The sequence below is a fragment of the Mongoliitalea daihaiensis genome (assembly GCF_021596945.1).
Taxonomy (GTDB): Bacteria; Bacteroidota; Bacteroidia; order Cytophagales; family Cyclobacteriaceae; genus Mongoliitalea; species Mongoliitalea daihaiensis.
This window is the reverse complement of record NZ_CP063779.1, coordinates 356,906-375,299: the sequence shown is the minus strand read 5'-3', so window position 1 is coordinate 375,299 and position 18,394 is coordinate 356,906. Positions and strand designations below refer to the sequence as shown.

The following is an 18,394-nucleotide window of genomic DNA, read 5'->3' as shown; positions in this document are numbered from 1 at the left end:
TATCTTTGTGTCCCTTTTTGGGGGTGGAATATATTTAACAAGCTAATAATTAAACATTTACACAGTGGATACATTAAGCTACAAGACCAAATCGGCAAATGCTGCTACTGTAGACAAACAATGGGTGGTAGTGGATGCCCAGTCTGCAGTTTTAGGTAGATTTTCGAGTGAGGTTGCCAAAATCCTAAGGGGTAAGCATAAACCAAGCTTTACTCCTCACGTGGACTGCGGAGACAACGTGATTGTCATCAATGCAGACAAGGTTAGGTTGACTGGTAGAAAGATGGACGAGAAAGTTTACGTTCGTCATACCGGCTACCCAGGTGGACAGCGCATTTCTACACCAAAATTATTGAAAGCTAAATCAGCTTCAATTTTGGTGGAAAAGGCAGTCAGAGGTATGTTGCCAAAGAACAGACTTGGCAGACAGATGTACAGAAACCTATTTGTTTACAATGGTCCTGAGCATCCTCATGCTGCACAGCAACCTAAAGAAGTCAAATTTTAACCTTAGCAGTTCATGGAAATTATCAACACAATCGGTAGAAGAAAGACATCCGTCGCTAGAATCTACATGAAGCCGGGCAAAGGTGAGATCGTTGTCAACAATAAGTCGATCGAAACGTATTTCCCGTTTGATTTGCATCAGATCGTAGTGAAGCAGCCTCTTGCACTTGTTGGTGTAGAAGGTACTTACGATGTGACTATCAATGTAGACGGTGGTGGTATCAAAGGTCAAGCAGAAGCGGCTCGTATGGCAATCGCTAGAGCACTTTGCGAATTTGACGCTGAGCACAGACCTCCGTTGAAAAAAGAAGGTTTCCTTACCCGTGACCCTAGAATGGTTGAGCGTAAGAAGCCAGGAAGAAGAAAAGCGAGAAGAAGATTCCAGTTCTCCAAGCGTTAATTGGGAGTTTTCTCACAACCTTATACAGCAAAATATACTTTATTAATGGCACAAATAGAATATAAAGACTTACTGGATGCTGGTGTTCACTTTGGACACTTGACGAGAAAGTGGGATCCAAGAATGGCTCCGTATATCTTCATGGAGAAGAACGGTATCCATATCATTGACCTAAACAAAACGCTTGTTTGCCTCGAAGAAGCATCCAATGCAATCAAGCAAATCGTACGTTCTGGCAAAAAAGTGATGTTCGTTGCTACTAAAAAGCAAGCGAAAGACCTTATTGCAGAAGAAGCAAGACGATTAAACATGCCTTACGTAACTGAAAGATGGTTAGGTGGTATGTTGACAAACTTCGCTACTATCCGCAAGTCCTTGAAGAAGATGTCTACCATCGACAAAATGATGAAAGACGAGTCTTATACAAATCTTGCGAAGAAAGAGCGATTGATGATCACAAGACAAAGAGAGAAATTGGAATCTGTACTTGGCGGTATCGCTGATCTGACAAGACTTCCTGCTGCTTTGTTTGTAGTAGACATCAAGAGAGAGCATATTGCTATCTCTGAAGCACAAAAGCTTGGTATCCCTGTTTTCGCGTTGGTAGATACCAACTCTAACCCTAATGAGGTAGAGTTTCCAATCCCTGCCAATGACGATGCATACAAATCAATCTCCTTGTTGGTAAAAGCCATCGGAACAGCGATCGAAGAAGGTCTTTCTGAGCGTAAGAGAGACAAAGAAGATGCTAAACTTTCTGAAGAGGAAGAAGCAAAGAGAGCTGTGGATGCTGACACACAAGAGTAATTCCACTTTGATTTACTAAATACAAAAGATTGAACATGCGGTTTCGGCCTGTGTTCAATTTTTTGTTTTTAATTGACTAAGACCTGGCAGTTTGCCGCGGCGGACTGCCAGGTCTTCCCTAACATAGAAAAAAGTTTAATCTCATAAATTGACTAAAACAATGGCTATTACTGCACAGGAAGTAAACAAATTGAGACAAATGACCGGAGCTGGTATGATGGACTGTAAAAAAGCCCTCACCGAAGCTGAAGGTGATTTCGAAAAAGCTATCGATATCCTTAGAAAAAAAGGTCAGAAAGTATCTGCTTCAAGAGCTGACAGAGAGACCAAAGAAGGTACTATTGTGACGCACGTAAGTGCTGACGGAGCTACTGGAACGTTGCTTTCATTGACTTGCGAGACTGATTTCGTTGCTAAGAATGAAGATTTCGTTGCTTTTGCAAATACGTTATTGGACCTAGCTGTTGCTAACAAAGCAACTTCTGTAGAGCAAATTCTTGCATTGCCGTTCGAAAATATCACTACAGCTGAAAAAATCATTGAAATGACCGGTAAAATCGGTGAGAAAATCGAGATCTCTCATTACGAGGTAGTTTCTGGTGAAGCAGTTGTTCCTTATATCCACTCTAATGGTAAATTAGGAGTATTGGTTTCTTTAGTTAACACCAACGGTGCTGCTGTAGAAGAAGCTGGTAAAGATGTAGCGATGCAGATTGCTGCGATGAACCCTGTAGCTGTTGACAAAGACGGCGTAGATGCTTCTGTAGTAGAAAGAGAAATCGAAGTAGGTAAAGAGCAAGCTAGACAAGAAGGTAAGGCTGAGGAGATGTTGGAGAAAATCGCTTTGGGTAAATTGAATAAGTTCTACAAAGAAAATACGTTGTTGAGCCAGCAATTCGTAAAAGATAACTCATTATCTATTGCTCAGTATCTTGACAAAGTAAGCAAAGGAATGACCGTAGCTGCTTTCAAAAGAGTGTCAATTGGATAATTTAGATCTAAGGTCTTAAATTTTAGAAATATGAAAAAGCCGACTTCGAAAGGAGTTGGCTTTTTTGTTGTCCACAAATGACACAAATGAACACGAAGGGTTTTTGAATAGTAATAGTATATACTATCATTTTTTTAGCTGTGGAATAATCAGAAGATTCTGTACAGTATTGATATGCTGCTGATTTTATCCCGTGAATCGTATCTTTCATGGTCAAGTCGTAAGCCGAAGCGATCACTAATTGCGCTGTTGCTATACGTTAGTGAGAACACCGGTCCATAACTCAGTTCATAAGAATAATTGGCGTTTATAAACTTCCCGTTTACATGAGCACCGCCGGTTAGCTGATTACCATACATCAATGATAATCCAAGTCCAATTGTGAAATGGTTACTTTTATAATCAAGAGTCCTTGCAATCCAACTGTTAAGTCTAACGGCTCCTTCTTGGTACCAAAATAAGGGGTTATTTGTTTCAGCTTTTGACAAGATCCGATCATAGCCAAGCTCATTGATCATCAGCCATTTGGAATGGTTAAAGATGCTTGCCTGATGATTGACAAAAACACCAAGTCCATATCCAGAGGGAGAATTTACCCTGCTTCCGTCGTACCAATGGTTTTTTAAGTCAATATTCTAATTTTGCTCTTTAGTTTGGGCATAGCCAGACATACTTAGAAGTGTAAGTATCCCGATCAGTATTGATCTGTTGACAAGCTCATTTATCCTCATAATCCATAACTTAAATGGTCCTCTTGTCCATTTTCTTGACAAGAACTAATAGCTACTAAGCCTAAAAGTAGGATAGATAGATACTTTTTCATAATTAGTAATGGTTTATTTTTTCATTTATAAAAGATCATATAAAAAATTAAAAATAAATTAATGATTAAATTGTCTTTGAAAAATGCAATTTAACAAAGATTCATTGTGAAAATAATCAACTACAAGTTTCTGTGAGGTGATTTTTGTTGCACTTTTTTAGGATGGATTTTTTTCTATTGTCTGTAAATTTAGATGATGCAATCCTTGCAGGTTTTCAAAACCTGCCAGGATTTTGTGCTCTAAACACCAAGAACAATCGAAGCTTCTATATCAAGTTTTCTGCTGATTTCTCGGGCGATTTTGAGGGTTGGTTGGTTTTTGCCGTTTAGATATTCACTGATTCTTGATTTCCAAAAAGGTCTATATCAATCGATTTCCTATGACCAAGTTGTAATGCGAGATTTGTGCCTCCTACAAGATAATAACTTTCGAAAAATGAATTAATCATTAATTCATTTAGGATTTCCAAAAGTCGCTGGTTGACGGTTTCTGTGTGTAACATCTGAAATCCTTTCTGTTTAATGAAAAATAAACTGCTAAAAATGAAATAGATATGTCGTCCAATGATCGAATGTTGACGACTTCCTTCTTTATCTTCTCTTCTCCATATAGGTCAAGTAATTTTTTCCAATCATCTAAATTCCCGTATTGAACAACTCTAGTAATTAGCCAAACCTTAGATTTTTGGAAATCTATATCTTCTACAATTACATCCCAAAATAAATGGGGAGAAAATTCCTTAGGGTCAAACATCTTCAGTTTAGTGTTTTTCATTCTTCTAATTTCAAATTAAGAATAATTTTCCAATTCACATGTTTTTATGAATCAAGTCTTCAGACTTGCGAAAACGTTCTTATGAAAGAGAATCTTTTCACGCCAACAGCGCAAGGGAACAATGCCACGTCCATAGCAGTCAATTTCATCCTTCCTCCTTCCTACGCCTCTAGCCTCTTCCAGCTTACCTCATCAATTCCTCAATCTCCTCGGCCTCAATCGGGATATTGCGCATCAAATCAAAGTAACCATTTTCTTGGATGACGATGTTATTTTCTAGACGGATGCCCATTCCCTCTTCAGGGATATAGATGCCAGGTTCTACCGTGAACACCATGCCTGCGGTGATGGGCTCATGCATAGTACCTACATCATGCACATCCAAGCCTAAATGGTGGGATGTGCCGTGCATAAAGTATTTTTTGTATGCAGGCCATTTTGGATCTTGGTTTTTGATATCTGTCTGATCGATCAAGCCCAAACTCACCAACTCAGACTGCATAATCAAACCCACTTCTTTGTGGTAATCCTGAATATTCACACCGGGTCTTAAGATATCCATGGCTGCACTTTGTACACGCAAGACAGAATCATAAACCGCTCGCTGCCTTTTGGTGAATCTGCCATTGACAGGGATGGTCCTTGACATATCTGCATTGTAATTGCCGTATTCAGCACCTACATCAAATAGGATCAAGTCTCCATCTTTGCAGATTTCTTTGTTTTCGATGTAATGGAGAACACAAGCATTTGGACCAGAAGCGATGATAGGTTCGTAAGCAAACCCTTTGCTGCGATTACGGATAAATTCATGAATAAATTCCGCCTCGATTTCATACTCGGTTACCCCAGGCTTCACAAACTTGAGAATTCTTCTGAATCCTTTTTCCGTAATATCGCAGGCTATCTGCATTTGATCAATTTCTTCCTGTTCTTTTACAGCTCTCAGCTGATGCATCAATGGGGCTACTCGGTGATAGTTGTGCAAGGGATACCGCTCTTTGCAGGTTTTGATAAATCGTGCATCTCTGCTCTCCACTTGTATATCTGCGCGTAAATGTTCATTGGTATTCAGAAAAATATGCGCGCTCAATGTAACCAATGTGTTAAAAACCTGATCAAAATTTGCTACCCATTGAATATTCTGAATTCCCGACGCCTGTTCGGCTTCTTCTTTAGTATATTTATGTCCTTCCCAAACCGCAATATGATCATTGGTTTCCCTTAAAAACAAGATTTCTCGCATTTCGGGATTTGGGAAATCGGGACAAATCACCAAAACTGACTCTTCTTGATCTATTCCAGACAAGTAAAAAATATCATTGTTCTGCCTGAATTTCATCGTACCATCAGCATTGGTAGGCATGATATCATTGGAGTGGAATACAGCGACCGCCTTAGAAGGAAGTTTGCTGATTAATTTCTGACGGTTTTTGATGTAAAGTTCTTTTGGGAGAGGGGTGTATTTCATGGTTTAGAGATATTTTTTTAATTGTACAAAGTATTAAGTACCAAGTACCAAGTATGAATTTAGATTTAGAATCAAGAATCAAGAGCCAAGAATCAAGACTCGGGGCAGGTATAGGAGATGGGAATTTCTTTCTGTTATTGCTGTAATTTAACTAATCACTCTTCAAGTGCTATATTTTAGATTTTGTAAGCACTTAATCAACTAATCACTTAATCAACTTTTAACTGCTCACTGGCTTCGACTTCGCTCAGCCCCCGTGGTAGTTGCTCACTGTTCACTGTCAACTGTTCACTGTTCACTGTCAACTGCTCACTCTTTTCTTCTCTCCAACAAATATAATCTATTCTATTAAATCCCCTTCTCATGCCAGTAATTCTATTCCTGTGTTGTAATCCCGAAAACACTTTTATTTTTGTAATTGAATCAGTTGCGTCGTGGAATTGTTTGAAGCGAAGGATAGGAATGATTCATTACAATTGAAAAAACGTTTACATGCAGTATAATCTCAAGGAATTGCCCAATGGCATCCGCATCGTGCACCAAGAAGTCACCCATACGCGGATGGTACATTGTGGTTTTATAGTGAATATTGGGAGTAGGGATGAGTCTACAGAAGAAGAAGGCTTGGCACATTTTTGGGAACATATGGCTTTCAAAGGCACCAAAAAGCGCAAGGCGTTTCATATTCTTAATCGCTTGGAGTCTTTGGGAGGAGAATTGAATGCCTACACCACGAAAGAGAAAATCTGCTTTTACGCTACAACACTCAAGGAACATTTTAGCAAAGCTGCGGAACTGCTATGTGATATTACCTTTAATTCTACTTTTCCACAAAAACAAATAGAAAAGGAGCGTCAGGTAATCCTGGAGGAAATGTCCATGTACCGGGATTCACCAGATGACTCTATACAAGATGACTTTGACGCCTTGGTCTTTGAAGGGCATGCCTTGGGCAGAAATATCCTAGGTCGAGAGGAAACGGTGGCCAAGTTTCAACAACAAGATTTTTTTGATTTTATAGCAACCCGCTTGGACACAACACAACTCGTGTTTTCAGTCGTTGGAAATATTTCTTTTTCAAAGGTGTTAGCAAAGGTAGAAGGGTTTTTGACCAGTATACCTACCAAAAGGAGCTTGTACATCCGAAGCCCCTTTCAAACCTATTCGCCCTCCAATAAACTGGTTGAAAAGGAAATTACCCAAGCTCATTGTGCGATTGGTCAGCCAGCCTATTCTTTGTATGATCCCAGACGATTTAAATTGTATCTCTTAAACAATATTTTGGGAGGTCCTAGCATGAATAGTAGATTAAACCTAGCCTTGCGGGAAAAGTATGGCTATGTGTACAGTGTAGAGTCAACCTATCAAGCCTATTCGGATACAGGTTTTGTTGGGGTGTTTTTTGGGACGGAACAGAATACGGTCAATCGGGCAAGAAAATTGGTTTTGAAGGAGATGGAAAAGCTCCGTAGCAAAAAATTAGGCACGATGCAGTTGCATATGGCCAAAGAACAAGCCATTGGTCAAATGGCCATGGCAGAGGAGAACTATGCGGCCTTGATGCTCGTATTTGGTAAAAATTTGATAGATAAGGGAAGAATTGACTCTTTGGACACTATCTTTGGGCAGATTAAGTCTGCCACCGCAGAGGAACTTATGGATATAGCGAATGAAGTTTATCATCCTAATCAATTAAGTTTTTTACAATATCTACCAGCCTAACTATGGAATTTATCGACGAGCGCTTATTAGCTTATTGTGAACATCATACAAGCCAAGAAGATGATTTACTAAGGCATATAACACGAGACACCCATGCAAAGGTCTTGATGCCCCGTATGTTGTCCGGACATCTACAGGGTAAAGTTTTAGAATTATGGGTTAAGATGTTACAACCCAAGGTGATCTTAGAAATTGGTACCTATACTGGGTACTCTGGTATATGCATGGCCCGCGGACTCCAAGAGGACGGGAAGTTAATCACCTTAGATATCAACGATGAGCTGGAAACTATGGTGAGAGGTTTTTTTAAACTATCTGGTTTGGAGCATAAAATAGATTACCGATTGGGCAATGCACTGGAAGTCATTCCTACATTGGAAGACCGGTTTGATATGGTATTTATCGATGCTGATAAAGCAAATTATATTCCCTACTACAATCTGATAATCGACCGTGTCAATCCAGGTGGCATCATTTTGGCTGACAATGTGTTGTGGTCTGGCAAGGTATTGGTGACACCTGGTCAAAAAATAGATAAGGACACACAGGCATTGTTGGATTATAACCGTATGGTGGAGGAAGACTCTCGGGTAGAAAATGTATTGTTGCCGATAAGAGATGGTTTGATGATGGCTAGGAAGTTATGAGAAATAGACTACAAATAATATTTTTTATTAATCTACTATTGTATTTAGCACCTCTTGGTTATGCGCAACAAATACCGCAAGTGCCAAGGGAAATTGTATTTGCTGATTTGAGAATTTTGATTAACGAACAAGCCAGAAGAGAAATACAACTAGATGTAGATGCATTGTATAGAAATCCCACCTTTTTCCGGGTAAAAGCAGAGCGTGTTGCGTTATATATGCCTATTGTAGAGCGTGAGTTGAAAAATGCAGGCGTACCCGAGGATTTTAAATATTTGGTCATTCAAGAATCGAGTCTTATTCCGGATGCAGTTTCTACTTCCAATGCGGTTGGTTTTTGGCAGTTTAAGCAAGGAACTGCCGAGGAGGTTTTTTTACGGGTGGATGCGCAAGTGGATGAGCGAAAGAATATTGCTTCTTCGACGAAAGGGGCTGCTTTGTATGTGAAAAAGCACAATAACCAATTTGACAATTGGATGTGCGCGCTTGTATCCTATCAAATGGGTCTTGGAGGAGCTAAAGCTTATTTTGGAAATCAGTATAACGGAAAAAAAGTGGTTGAAATCGATCGAAACTCTCATTGGTATTTCAAAAAGTTTTTGGCCCATAAAATTGCTTTTGAAGGAAGATGGCAGATGTTTGCCAGTTCGGATGGTTTTTTGGAAGAAGCCAGAATTCAGGGGCCAGTTACGTTAAAAGCATTGGCCCCAAGATTAGGAGTTACGGAAGATCATTTGAAAGAATATAATAAATGGGCTTCTAAAGGTACAGTTCCCGGAGACAAGCCTTATTCCGTTTTTTATATAAAGCAAGGTTCAGCCACAGTAACCCCAGCAGTCAGGAGAAATACCACTCCCACTTCTGAAAGCACTGCCTCGGTCACCACAGTTGTGAGTTCTTCTCAAGAATTTCCAAAAATTTCAGGAAATCAGCAGCAGGCTACCAAACCTAATCAGATTAAGGTAAATGATCTGGATGGGATTCAAGCTGCTGCATCCATGCCTCAAGAGGCTTTGGCAAGGCAGGTTGGCCTGAAAGAGCGAAAACTCAGGAAAATCAATGACTTAGAAAAAGGGGAAAAAATCCAAGAGGGGCAATATTATTACACCGAGCCAAAACGAGGAAGTGCGGAGGCAAAGGAACATATTGTCAAACCAGGAGAAACCTTTTGGTCGATCTCTCAGATGTATGGGATGAAGGTTGCTACCCTCAAGGCAAAAAATAGAATGCGGGAGGATAATTCTTTAAGGCCGGGGATGATTTTATATTTGCAGGACCACCGTAAGCGCAATGAAGATATTCGATTCGTTTCGGCAACAGAATTAAAACGTTTGATGGGAGAGGAAGAACTTGTAAAATCAATGCCACAGGGAGGGAATGCCATCCAATCCTCCGCTCCAAGAAATGAAACCCCTGCTCCAGCTCTAAGAAAAACCGTCACACATACCGTAGCGACAGGAGAGACACTGTTTCGTTTAAGCCAGCGCTATGCTGTAAGTGTGGAAGATATCAAGAAATGGAATAACTTGCGGGATAATACCATTCGTGTTGGTCAAAAACTCACTATTTATCAATAAATCATCGGAATACTTTCATGAGACGTATTTTTATCGGCTTCCTTTTGTTTTTGGGTACGTTCTCTTTTCGCGGAATGGCTCAAGTTGATGATTTATTGAAAGCTGATACATTATTAATCAGCGGAGATACAATCATCATGATTGGAGACTCCATCATCATTAAAGAAAAAGTACGACCCATTTATTGGAAAAAAGGTGGAAACTTTAATTTGAGTATCCAACAGGTAAGTTTATCCAATTGGAATGCTGGGGGGGCAAGTAATTTAGCATTAAATACCGGTACCGCTCTGTTTGCCAACTATAAAAAAGATGCCATTATTTGGGATACCAACTTGACCGTTAATGCAGGTTTCAATAGGATTTCTGACCGTCGATTTCCTACTCGAAAAACGAATGATAACTTTATCTTTATTTCCAAGTATGGACGTGAGCTAACACCTCGGTGGTACCTTTCTACTCAGATAGATGCCCGAACACAATTATTGCCAGGATTTCGTTTTTTCAGGCCGCCAGGAGCAGAGGAAGATGCCCGGACACGTTTGTCTGATTTCTTAGCGCCGGCCTATGTGCAGTCTTCTACGGGTTTAAACTATCGGAAACAATATGAGAAAAACAATCGCTTATCTTTAATTGCTTCTCCTTTTACCGGTCGTTTTACCATTGTTATGGATGACTCCTTGAGTACAGCGGGGGCCTTCGGGGTGATTCCGGGAGAACGGGTTTTAGCGGAGGCGGGATTGTCTTTTAGTTCTCAAACCGATTTTGAAATATTTGAAAATATTCGTTGGAGAGCTGATTTAAATCTTTTTACCAACTTTGAACGCTTGGGTAACTTTGTTGTTAATGTCAATTCTGTCATTTCCATGCGGGTTAATAAGTATATCACCACGCGAATTGAGACTATCTTAATCTATGATGAGCGGGTATTTATTCAGCAGGAATCAGGCCCTCCCCGTCAAGCTATACAGCTTCAGAATATGATTAATTTTGGGATTGGAATAGACTTTTAGAAGTCCGTTTCCAGTCCAAATCGTTTTTGCAATTCCCCCAACGCTGGTGATTTTTGAAGAAGGAACCTTAGTTTGTCAGTATTGGTGTACAAGCGTTGAGCATTGCTTTCTTCATCTTCCTCTACCAGTGCTGCGGCTAAAGCAATGCTGTAGTTGTTTAACTTTCTTCGAAGAATACCAAGGAGCTCTGGTTTGAGTTTATGAAAGATTTCTTCCTGAATCTCCCCATTTAATTGAAAAATGATTCGTTCGCCTTCAAGTTTAATATCCTGTTTTAATACAGTGATTTCAAGATTTTTATGATTGGATTTGAAGTCTTCAATAATTTCGGAAAGAACAAATTTGAGTTTGGGTAAGTCAAAGGTTTCCGCTAGCGCAGGGACCTCTTTGGTTTCTGCCAACACCTCAGATGACGAATGCTTGTGAACAGGTGAAGTTGTTTGTGGTTTTTCCTTGGCATTGGCTTGTGCCTCTGCCATACTTTTTGGTAGAGCAATAGTTTTTTGAACGACCGTTTTCTTGACGGTCATTTGGCTGGATGGTTTTACTACGACTGTTGTAGGTTCAGGACTCGACTCCTCCTCACTCAGACTTTTTTTTTTGACTGATCAGCTGCTGTAGCCATTGAAATGGCATGTGGTAATTTGGCCATTTTCATTAATGCCAATTCTACATGTAACCGCTGGTTTTTACTGCCTTTGTAGTGAATATCACACTGATTGCTGATATTGAGTGCACTTAGCAAAAAGGACATGGTGGCGGTCTGAGATTGCTCTAAATATCGTTTTTTGATATTTTCGGATACTTGGATCAGTTGAATCGTAGACTCATCCTTACAGACTAATAAATCGCGTAAATGCTCAGACAAGCCTACAATAAAATTATGGCCATCAAATCCTTTCTTTAAAATTTCATCAAAAATCAACAAAACCTGAGCGATACTTTCTTCCAATAAGGCGTCTACCACTTTAAAGTAGTAGTCATAATCCAAGATGTGAAGATTGCTGATAGTCTCTTGGTAGGTTAATTTATTACCTGCTGAATAAGTAACTATCAAATCAAAAATAGATAAAGCATCTCTCAAGGCACCATCTGCTTTGGTTGCAATCAATCGCAAGGCCTCTTCTTCTGCTTCAATTTTTTCCTCTCCAGAAATATAACGGAGATGTTCTGCCATATCATTGATCTGAATTCGATTAAAATCGAAAATCTGACAACGGGACAGAATTGTTGGGATGATTTTATGTTTTTCTGTTGTAGCAAGTATAAAAATCGCATAGCTAGGTGGTTCCTCCAATGTTTTTAAGAAAGCATTGAAGGCGGCAGTAGAAAGCATGTGTACCTCATCTATGATATAGACTTTATAAAGTCCTTGTTGCGGAGCGTATCGAACCTGATCTACCAAATTACGGATATCATCCACGGAGTTATTAGAGGCTGCATCCAATTCATGGATATTGAAGGAGGCATTGTTGTTGAAAGCCTTGCAGGAGTCACATTCATTGCATGCTTCATAGTCAGCTGTTCTCTTTTGGCAATTAATAGTTTTTGCCAAAATACGGGCACAAGTAGTCTTCCCCACTCCTCGAGGACCGCAAAAGAGGAAGGCTTGGGCCAAGTGATTGTTTTTTATAGCATTTTTTAGTGTGGTAGTGATATGGCTTTGCCCTACGACACTTTTAAAATTGGAAGGCCTATACTTTCTAGCTGAAACAACAAAATTTTCCATCCCTGCAAGATATAAAATTATTGCAAGTTGCTGGAAGCTTTGGACTGCAATAATGTTTATTTTTTTTCTAAATCGCTCAAATCAACTCTTTTAAAAATCGAGAGAAATTCCTGTTCGAAAAGCGAAAATGAAAGGAGTAATAGGTACAATTGGCTTGTCTTCATACGAAAACTCGAAAGAATTGGTGAATGAAAGGATATCCGTGATTTTTGTATTCAAATTAATATTTCCAGATAACCGGTTTCTGAGTGTGCGGATGTCTGAATCATAGCCGGTTTGGAAGTAAATGACCGTATTTAAATCAACAAAATCATTGATGCTTTGTCGTAAGGATAGGTAATTGGCACTTTTGATAAAACTCACACGTACAAACTCTTCTTCAAGTGGGTTTTCCCAAGTTTCCCACTCCTTTAAAGCTCCAATGCCTACAATCAGCGTGCTTTTGGTTGAATTGATTACTTTTTGCCTCCAACTTCCCCCTACAATCCATCGAGGGGCCAGTCCTCTGAAATTATCAAAGGAGTATTGGGTATAAGCTTCCAAATGGGATTTTCTATCCCGATTGAATACGACTCGGCCATGTAGCAATCCGAAATTTAGAAAATCCGAATCGTTGATTTTCAAATAATCAAATTTAGACACGAAGACAAACGCATGTTTACCTGGCTGGTACATAGAGTTGAAGTCCCAGTTGTAACCAAATAAATTAACTGGAGACTCGGCTGATGCACTTCTATTGTAAATGTTTAAACCTCCGGTTGCTTTGGCAATAAAATTTTTTGTACTATCCCGTTGGAGCCTGTAGCGCTCGATATTGAGGATCTGGGCATCAGTAAAGTGTGGAAGCAGAGAGCTAACAATTAAAATCAGAAATGGGACTAAGGTAGTTTTTGTTGAAAATTGCAAAACGTGAATGGTATTTAGTTGAAAAGCTTGTTGAATGAAAATCTAATCCGTAGCTTCGGATTTGTACGGTACAAGACTTCAAAATTACAAATTTTAGACCAATGTTCCTTTTTTCATTCCTCCTAGATGTTGTAAAGCGGCTTTATTTGGGCTATAGAAATGTTAAATACAAGCTCTTGGGGATTGAATTATCCTTTGAGCAAAAGGATTTCTTACGTAAGTTTTTCCCCTATTACGCAGGCCTTTCTCCTGAACATCAAAAGGAATTTGAAGAGCGTGTATTCTTGTTTTTAGAAGAAAAAAAAATTATTCCAAGAGGAAGTCTCCAAGAAGTACCCCTCAAAGTCAAACTTTTAATTGCTGCGACTGCGGTGAAGGTTTCCTTTGGCTTTCGGGATTTTAGGTTTGAGTACTTTGATAAAATTCTAGTTTATCCAGACTCCTATTACTCGGCTATTAATCAACGCTATCATTTTGGCGAAGTCAATCCCAAATTGAGAATTATTGTGCTCAGTTTAGTCAATTTTCTGGAGGGAGTCGCTGACCCTATTTCGGGAAGGAATTTGGGGATCCATGAGATTGCCCATGCATTGAAACTGGAAAACCAGATTCATTTCAACAATGGAAGCGTAGTCTTTAACCCGACCCGCTGGAAAGCCTATACCGAACACGCCTATGCCCAAATGGACAAGATAGCAAGGGGTGAACAACACACCATTTTTCGAGCCTATGCTGGAACTAATAAACATGAGTTTTTTGCGGTTGCCCTTGAGTTGTTCTTTGAGAAATCAGCAGAACTAAAAGCATACAATCCGGAGTTGTATCAGTCTTTGGTGTATTTGCTGAAGCAGGATCCAATGGTGTTGGTGAGGGGAGATGGAAGATGAAGTGAACAGTGAGCAATGAGTAGTGAACAGTGTGAAATCTCGCAGAATACACGGAATGCGCTGAAAAATTCACATTGAAAAATTTGAGCCAATGAGTGAAATTAAGAATCAACCTGTTAACCCAATCAATTGACTCGGGTTTTTTACCCTTGGAAATATAAGTATGTTAACTGCCGCGAACGTGGCGTTGATACGTTGCGCTCGTGGCGCGAGAGATGCCCTTCCAGAAGAACCTATTCGCAAGTCTGTAGACTTGAACCAAATTTGTCTATCTGTTCCGTAAAATTGTAAATTTCTAAGAGCGGTATTTGAACTGATGGAATTTCTCTTCAATTTCAAGGCATTAAACCACCCTTATCATGAATCGATTGCTTGTTTTATCACTGTTAGCATTTCTACACACTCCTTTGCTTTTTGCGCAGAAGATTGAGCCTGTATACACTCAGAAAGTTGAAGCACTTGTAAAGGATACCCGTGTCCAAGAGGCCTTTGCCTATATCCATGAGATTGATGCGCAGACAATAGCCGATATGATTACCTTGACGGAGATTGAATCCCCTTCTTTTCATGAGGCGGCCAAAGGGAAAGTGTTTATGGAGATGTTGCGTCAAGCAGGCGCAGATGAGGTGTGGACCGATGAAGTTGGAAATGTGATTGCGTTGAGAAAAGGGACCAACTCGACCAAAACCATTTTGGTGGAGGGACATTTGGATACGGTTTTTCCATTTGGCACGGATGTGATCGTCAAGCAAAAAGGAGATACGCTATTTGCTCCAGGAATTTCTGATGCAAACCGTGCTTTGGCTGTGGTGGTGGCTTTGCTCAAGACCATGCATGAGAAAAATATTAGAACTACTCACGATATTTGGTTTGGTGGTACCGTCGGGGAAGAAGGACTAGGAGATTTGTTGGGAATGAAACATTTATTTAGAGAGGGAGCGCATCCCTTGGCTGCACATATTGCCATCGATGGTGGCGCGGTGGAGGATATTGTGAATGCAGGAATTGGCTCCATTCGTTACAAAGTCACCTTTAAAGGACCTGGAGGACATTCTTATGGCGCCTTTGGTATTGGAAATCCTCATAATGCCTTGGCGAAAGCAGTGGCAGCATTTGTTCCTCAAGCCGATACTTTTACCAAGTCTGGTCCAAAAACCACTTACAGTGTCTCGGTTTTAGGGGGAGGTACTTCAGTCAATTCAATTCCTTACGAATCGTGGATGTTGGTTGATATGCGCTCCGAAAGTCAGGAACGCTTGCAAGGAATCAATCAGCTGTTTTTACAAGCCATGGAAGAAGGGCTGAAACAAGAAAATGATATCATCCGCAGAGGAACTCCCTTAACGCTCGAAGTAGAAAAAGTGGGCGACAGGCCATCCGGGACTGCTGATCCGAGCACCGAACTTATCCAACAGGTCATGGCAGCAGCTAAATTCCTTTCTGGAAATGATCCCATACTCAGTGCAGGTTCTACTAATGCCAATATTGCATTTTCCAAGGGTATTCCCGCTGTAACCATTGGTCGAGGAGGAATCGGAGGAGGCGTGCATAGTTTGGATGAATTTTGGATTAACAAAGATGGATACTTGGCGATTCAGCATGCCTTGGTGTTGATGTTGATGCAGGGGGGATTCTAGGAGGCTCGCTGAAGGTACGGAATTCGCGGAAAAATTTGGAAGGATGAAGCGAGTAAGCTCGCAGAATTCACAAAAGACGCAGAAAAATTTGTACCATAAGAGATAAATTGAGATTCAGCTACTTAGCTCCATCAATTGCCCCGGGTTTTAACCCGAGAAAAAATGAGTATCTTCTGATTCATATACGTGGGTTTTAACCTACTACGGACAATCAGTTAAGATTTTTTAGTTTTTGTTTTTTTGATGTTGCGGGTAACTATTTTTAAAGGTAACTTTAATAACTTTAGTGCGTATCAATTGGGAAGTCAGGTTTGTTAATGGCTGATAGTTAGTTGGATTCGTTCATTTCTTTTACCTTTAATTGGATGTAGATGAAGAAACATGTTACTCTCATGATGTTGTTTTTTTTGGCTTTTGTATTGGCTGCAAATGCTCAGTCAATCATAAAAGCTATGCGCTTGTCGAATTCCTTGGATGATTTGTGGGAGAAGGGAAAGATTGAGAAGGCGGTTAAGAATTCTATAGACCTGTATGCTATTGACAAGGATATGTTTGCCGATAGAATTCATGCTGATTTAGCACAAAAGATTAAGAAACAGAACAATCAAGTTGGATTGAATTATCTGGAGCAATTATATGCATTGGATGATGTAGAGGTCAATCAACTTATTGAACCTATGTTGTTTTGGAGCAGAGTTTTACCCACAAGAGATGCTGAGGAATTAGCCAGCATACAGCTGGAGTTGATCCAAATGCAACAGGAATATCAACCAGATATTTCCCGTTTTGAGTTATATGTGCTCCTTATTTTGCAAGACCTGATTAAAAAAGAGGCAATTGATCAAGCTACAACCCAAACTATTTTAGAGAAAAACATCCAGCGATTGACGGCTGATCCTTGGATTTACGAAGTCACAACCGATCGTAAAAAGGGGGAAAACCGTGCATGGAAACGCTATATGATTGCGAGTAGTTATGCGACTTTATTTTCTCATGTAGAGCAACGTGCTGATTATCTTGCTAAAGCCGGGGATTACAGCCCAGATTTAAACGATCAAGCCTATCGTGGAGCCTATTTTTATGACGCTTTATTACTTACAGGCAATACCAAAGAAATTGGGTATAAAGCCAAGTATCAGGAATTTTTATTAGCCAATGATCAAGAAAAAGTAACTTTAGAGATGCTTGCCGAATTAACCTTCTCAGCGCCTACGGATGCCAATATGGCTTCATTGAGAGTATTCTACGACAACTCAGGTAATGAGGAGTCTTTTGCTCAGTATTGGGAGAATTATATTCACAGCAAGGGGAGGCCTATTCCAAGAGTCCGTATCCCGTTTGAAACAGAAGTGTTGGATTTTGCCAAGACATCGGATTCTTGGACCTATGTGTATGTGTGGGGTACCTGGTGCGGTCCTTGTGTCAAGGATTTACCGAATCTTCAAGCATTTTATGCTAATAATTTAGAAGCAACAAATGAAAAGTTGAAAATTTATACACTTTCATTTGGGTCAAGAAATCTGCAAGGTTTCATGAAGAAAAATGGCTATGACTTCCCTGTCAGTGAGATTACACATGATATGACCGAGGTGTTAAGTATCCAAGGTTACCCCACCAAGATACTGATTTCTCCAGAAGGGAATTATGTGATTATTCCATTTGGATTTGATTGGCAAAGTTATCTGAGGAATTATGTGTTGTTGTGAGTAGTGGGTGCTAGTGCTGCCCTTTCAGGGCAGAGTAGTGCATTGGTTACTTTTAGCCATGGGTCAAGACCCGTGGTTATTGTTGTGTTGCCCTTTCAGGGCAGGGTGAATTTGTTACTCAAGGTTCATTTTGAGAAAAGTTTCTATTATTTGAATTATGGGCTTCTCATTTTCGACGAAAGTTGGAGGAGCGATTGAGTAAAAGGGTATTTTAATCAATGTTATTCATGGGGTAGAACCCTTGGAAAGGGTTCTACAATAGTAACCATGGGTTTTCAAAACCCGTGGTTCTGGAGAATGTGCAGTATTGGCCAAGCCTGAAGGGCTTGTACTAGCTCTTTGAGTTTGGTGAAGATTTTCAAATAGGTGGCTGGAGATAGTGCTGCCCCTTCAGGGCAGACCAAGTGAGACTTTCGTTTGATCCACGGGTCGCGACCCGTGGTTATTGTTGTGTTGCCCTTTCAGGGCAGGGAGAAGCTGGAATTCCTTTATTTTTCTTAGTTAAGTTTCAATTTAGGTTGAATTATTGATTTTTGAATTTCGATGAAAATTAAGGGGCCAAAGAGAACGTTCAAAGTTTCTCTTAGTTTGTTAATGCATGACTAAGAACCCTTGGAAAGGGTTTTACAATAGTAACCATGGGTTTTTAAAACCCGTTGTTCTGGAGAATGTGCAGTATTGGCCAAGCCTGAAGGGCTTGTACTAGGTCTCTGTGTGCGGTGAAGATCTTTAGATAGGTTGATGGAGATAGTGCTGCCCTTTCAGGGCAGACCAAGTGAGACTTTCGCTTGATCCACGG

General features: G+C 40.1%; 19 protein-coding genes. 11 read left to right on the top strand and 8 right to left on the bottom strand.

Going from position 1 to position 18,394, the window contains the following annotated elements:
* Positions 1 to 64 precede the first annotated feature (64 nt).
* The 4 genes from rplM to tsf all read left to right on the top strand — a co-directional run bounded on the left by rplM (position 65) and on the right by tsf (position 2,705).
* Positions 65 to 508 carry a 50S ribosomal protein L13 gene (rplM, locus tag IPZ59_RS01310; protein WP_236138085.1) on the top strand — a complete coding sequence of 148 codons (444 nt, stop codon included), beginning with the start codon at positions 65 to 67 and terminating at the stop codon, positions 506 to 508.
* Positions 509 to 520: 12 nt separating this feature from the next.
* The gene (rpsI, locus tag IPZ59_RS01305) at positions 521 to 907 is read left to right on the top strand and encodes a 30S ribosomal protein S9 (protein WP_236138084.1); all 387 of its coding nucleotides are present in this window, start codon (positions 521 to 523) and stop codon (positions 905 to 907) included.
* A gap of 45 nt (positions 908 to 952) precedes the next feature.
* The gene (gene rpsB, locus IPZ59_RS01300) at positions 953 to 1,714 is read left to right on the top strand and encodes a 30S ribosomal protein S2 (protein WP_236138083.1); all 762 of its coding nucleotides are present in this window, start codon (positions 953 to 955) and stop codon (positions 1,712 to 1,714) included.
* Positions 1,715 to 1,874: 160 nt separating this feature from the next.
* Positions 1,875 to 2,705 carry a translation elongation factor Ts gene (gene tsf, locus IPZ59_RS01295; protein ID WP_236138082.1) on the top strand — a complete coding sequence of 277 codons (831 nt, stop codon included), beginning with the start codon at positions 1,875 to 1,877 and terminating at the stop codon, positions 2,703 to 2,705.
* Positions 2,706 to 3,768: 1,063 nt separating this feature from the next.
* On the opposite strand, the gene IPZ59_RS01290 is transcribed toward tsf, so the two are convergent.
* The 5 genes from IPZ59_RS01290 to IPZ59_RS01270 form a co-directional block, all read right to left on the bottom strand.
* Positions 3,769 to 3,870, bottom strand: coding sequence for a hypothetical protein (locus tag IPZ59_RS01290; RefSeq protein WP_236139752.1), 102 nt, complete (start codon positions 3,868 to 3,870; stop codon positions 3,769 to 3,771).
* The gene (locus tag IPZ59_RS01285) at positions 3,855 to 3,977 is read right to left on the bottom strand and encodes a nucleotidyl transferase AbiEii/AbiGii toxin family protein (RefSeq protein WP_236139751.1); all 123 of its coding nucleotides are present in this window, start codon (positions 3,975 to 3,977) and stop codon (positions 3,855 to 3,857) included. The genes IPZ59_RS01290 and IPZ59_RS01285 overlap by 16 nt, the downstream gene beginning before the upstream one ends.
* Before the next feature lie 8 nt (positions 3,978 to 3,985).
* Positions 3,986 to 4,303: a DUF6922 domain-containing protein gene (locus IPZ59_RS01280; protein ID WP_236139846.1), complete on the bottom strand. Its 318-nt coding sequence runs from the start codon at positions 4,301 to 4,303 to the stop codon at positions 3,986 to 3,988.
* A 184-nt stretch (positions 4,304 to 4,487) separates the two neighbouring features.
* Positions 4,488 to 5,774 (bottom strand): aminopeptidase P family protein, encoded by a 1,287-nt coding sequence (locus IPZ59_RS01275; RefSeq protein ID WP_236138081.1) that lies wholly within the window; start codon positions 5,772 to 5,774, stop codon positions 4,488 to 4,490.
* A 209-nt stretch (positions 5,775 to 5,983) separates the two neighbouring features.
* Positions 5,984 to 6,139: a hypothetical protein gene (locus tag IPZ59_RS01270; RefSeq protein WP_236138080.1), complete on the bottom strand. Its 156-nt coding sequence runs from the start codon at positions 6,137 to 6,139 to the stop codon at positions 5,984 to 5,986.
* Positions 6,140 to 6,266: 127 nt separating this feature from the next.
* Here IPZ59_RS01270 and IPZ59_RS01265 point away from each other — a divergent pair, with 127 nt between their 5' ends.
* From IPZ59_RS01265 to IPZ59_RS01250, 4 genes are read left to right on the top strand one after another with little or no spacing between them, the layout of a single operon-like run.
* Complete coding sequence (locus IPZ59_RS01265; protein ID WP_236138079.1) at positions 6,267 to 7,496, top strand: M16 family metallopeptidase; 1,230 nt, start codon at positions 6,267 to 6,269, stop codon at positions 7,494 to 7,496.
* Positions 7,497 to 7,498: 2 nt separating this feature from the next.
* Positions 7,499 to 8,143, top strand: coding sequence for an O-methyltransferase (locus IPZ59_RS01260; protein ID WP_236138078.1), 645 nt, complete (start codon positions 7,499 to 7,501; stop codon positions 8,141 to 8,143).
* The gene (locus tag IPZ59_RS01255; RefSeq protein WP_236138077.1) at positions 8,140 to 9,720 is read left to right on the top strand and encodes a LysM peptidoglycan-binding domain-containing protein; all 1,581 of its coding nucleotides are present in this window, start codon (positions 8,140 to 8,142) and stop codon (positions 9,718 to 9,720) included. The genes IPZ59_RS01260 and IPZ59_RS01255 overlap by 4 nt, the downstream gene beginning before the upstream one ends.
* A 17-nt stretch (positions 9,721 to 9,737) precedes the next feature.
* Positions 9,738 to 10,730 carry a DUF3078 domain-containing protein gene (locus tag IPZ59_RS01250; RefSeq protein WP_236138076.1) on the top strand — a complete coding sequence of 331 codons (993 nt, stop codon included), beginning with the start codon at positions 9,738 to 9,740 and terminating at the stop codon, positions 10,728 to 10,730.
* Here the strand turns inward: IPZ59_RS01250 and IPZ59_RS01245 are convergent.
* The 3 genes from IPZ59_RS01245 to IPZ59_RS01235 form a co-directional block, all read right to left on the bottom strand.
* Complete coding sequence (locus tag IPZ59_RS01245) at positions 10,727 to 11,260, bottom strand: DNA polymerase III subunit gamma/tau (protein ID WP_236138075.1); 534 nt, start codon at positions 11,258 to 11,260, stop codon at positions 10,727 to 10,729. The two genes, IPZ59_RS01250 and IPZ59_RS01245, sit on opposite strands and share 4 nt — an antisense overlap.
* Positions 11,261 to 11,316: 56 nt before the next feature.
* The gene (locus IPZ59_RS01240) at positions 11,317 to 12,459 is read right to left on the bottom strand and encodes a DNA polymerase III subunit gamma/tau (RefSeq protein ID WP_236138074.1); all 1,143 of its coding nucleotides are present in this window, start codon (positions 12,457 to 12,459) and stop codon (positions 11,317 to 11,319) included.
* Between the two features lie 90 nt (positions 12,460 to 12,549).
* Entirely contained in the window at positions 12,550 to 13,365 is an 816-nt protein-coding gene (locus IPZ59_RS01235; RefSeq protein ID WP_236138073.1) for a DUF481 domain-containing protein, read from the bottom strand.
* 101 nt (positions 13,366 to 13,466) lie between these two features.
* Between IPZ59_RS01235 and IPZ59_RS01230 the strand changes: the two genes are divergently transcribed.
* The 3 genes from IPZ59_RS01230 to IPZ59_RS01220 all read left to right on the top strand — a co-directional run bounded on the left by IPZ59_RS01230 (position 13,467) and on the right by IPZ59_RS01220 (position 17,595).
* Positions 13,467 to 14,252, top strand: coding sequence for a zinc-dependent peptidase (locus tag IPZ59_RS01230; protein WP_236138072.1), 786 nt, complete (start codon positions 13,467 to 13,469; stop codon positions 14,250 to 14,252).
* 359 nt (positions 14,253 to 14,611) lie between these two features.
* Entirely contained in the window at positions 14,612 to 15,889 is a 1,278-nt protein-coding gene (locus IPZ59_RS01225; RefSeq protein ID WP_236138071.1) for a M20/M25/M40 family metallo-hydrolase, read from the top strand.
* A gap of 371 nt (positions 15,890 to 16,260) precedes the next feature.
* Complete coding sequence (locus IPZ59_RS01220) at positions 16,261 to 17,595, top strand: TlpA family protein disulfide reductase (RefSeq protein ID WP_236138070.1); 1,335 nt, start codon at positions 16,261 to 16,263, stop codon at positions 17,593 to 17,595.
* Positions 17,596 to 18,394: the final 799 nt, after the last annotated feature.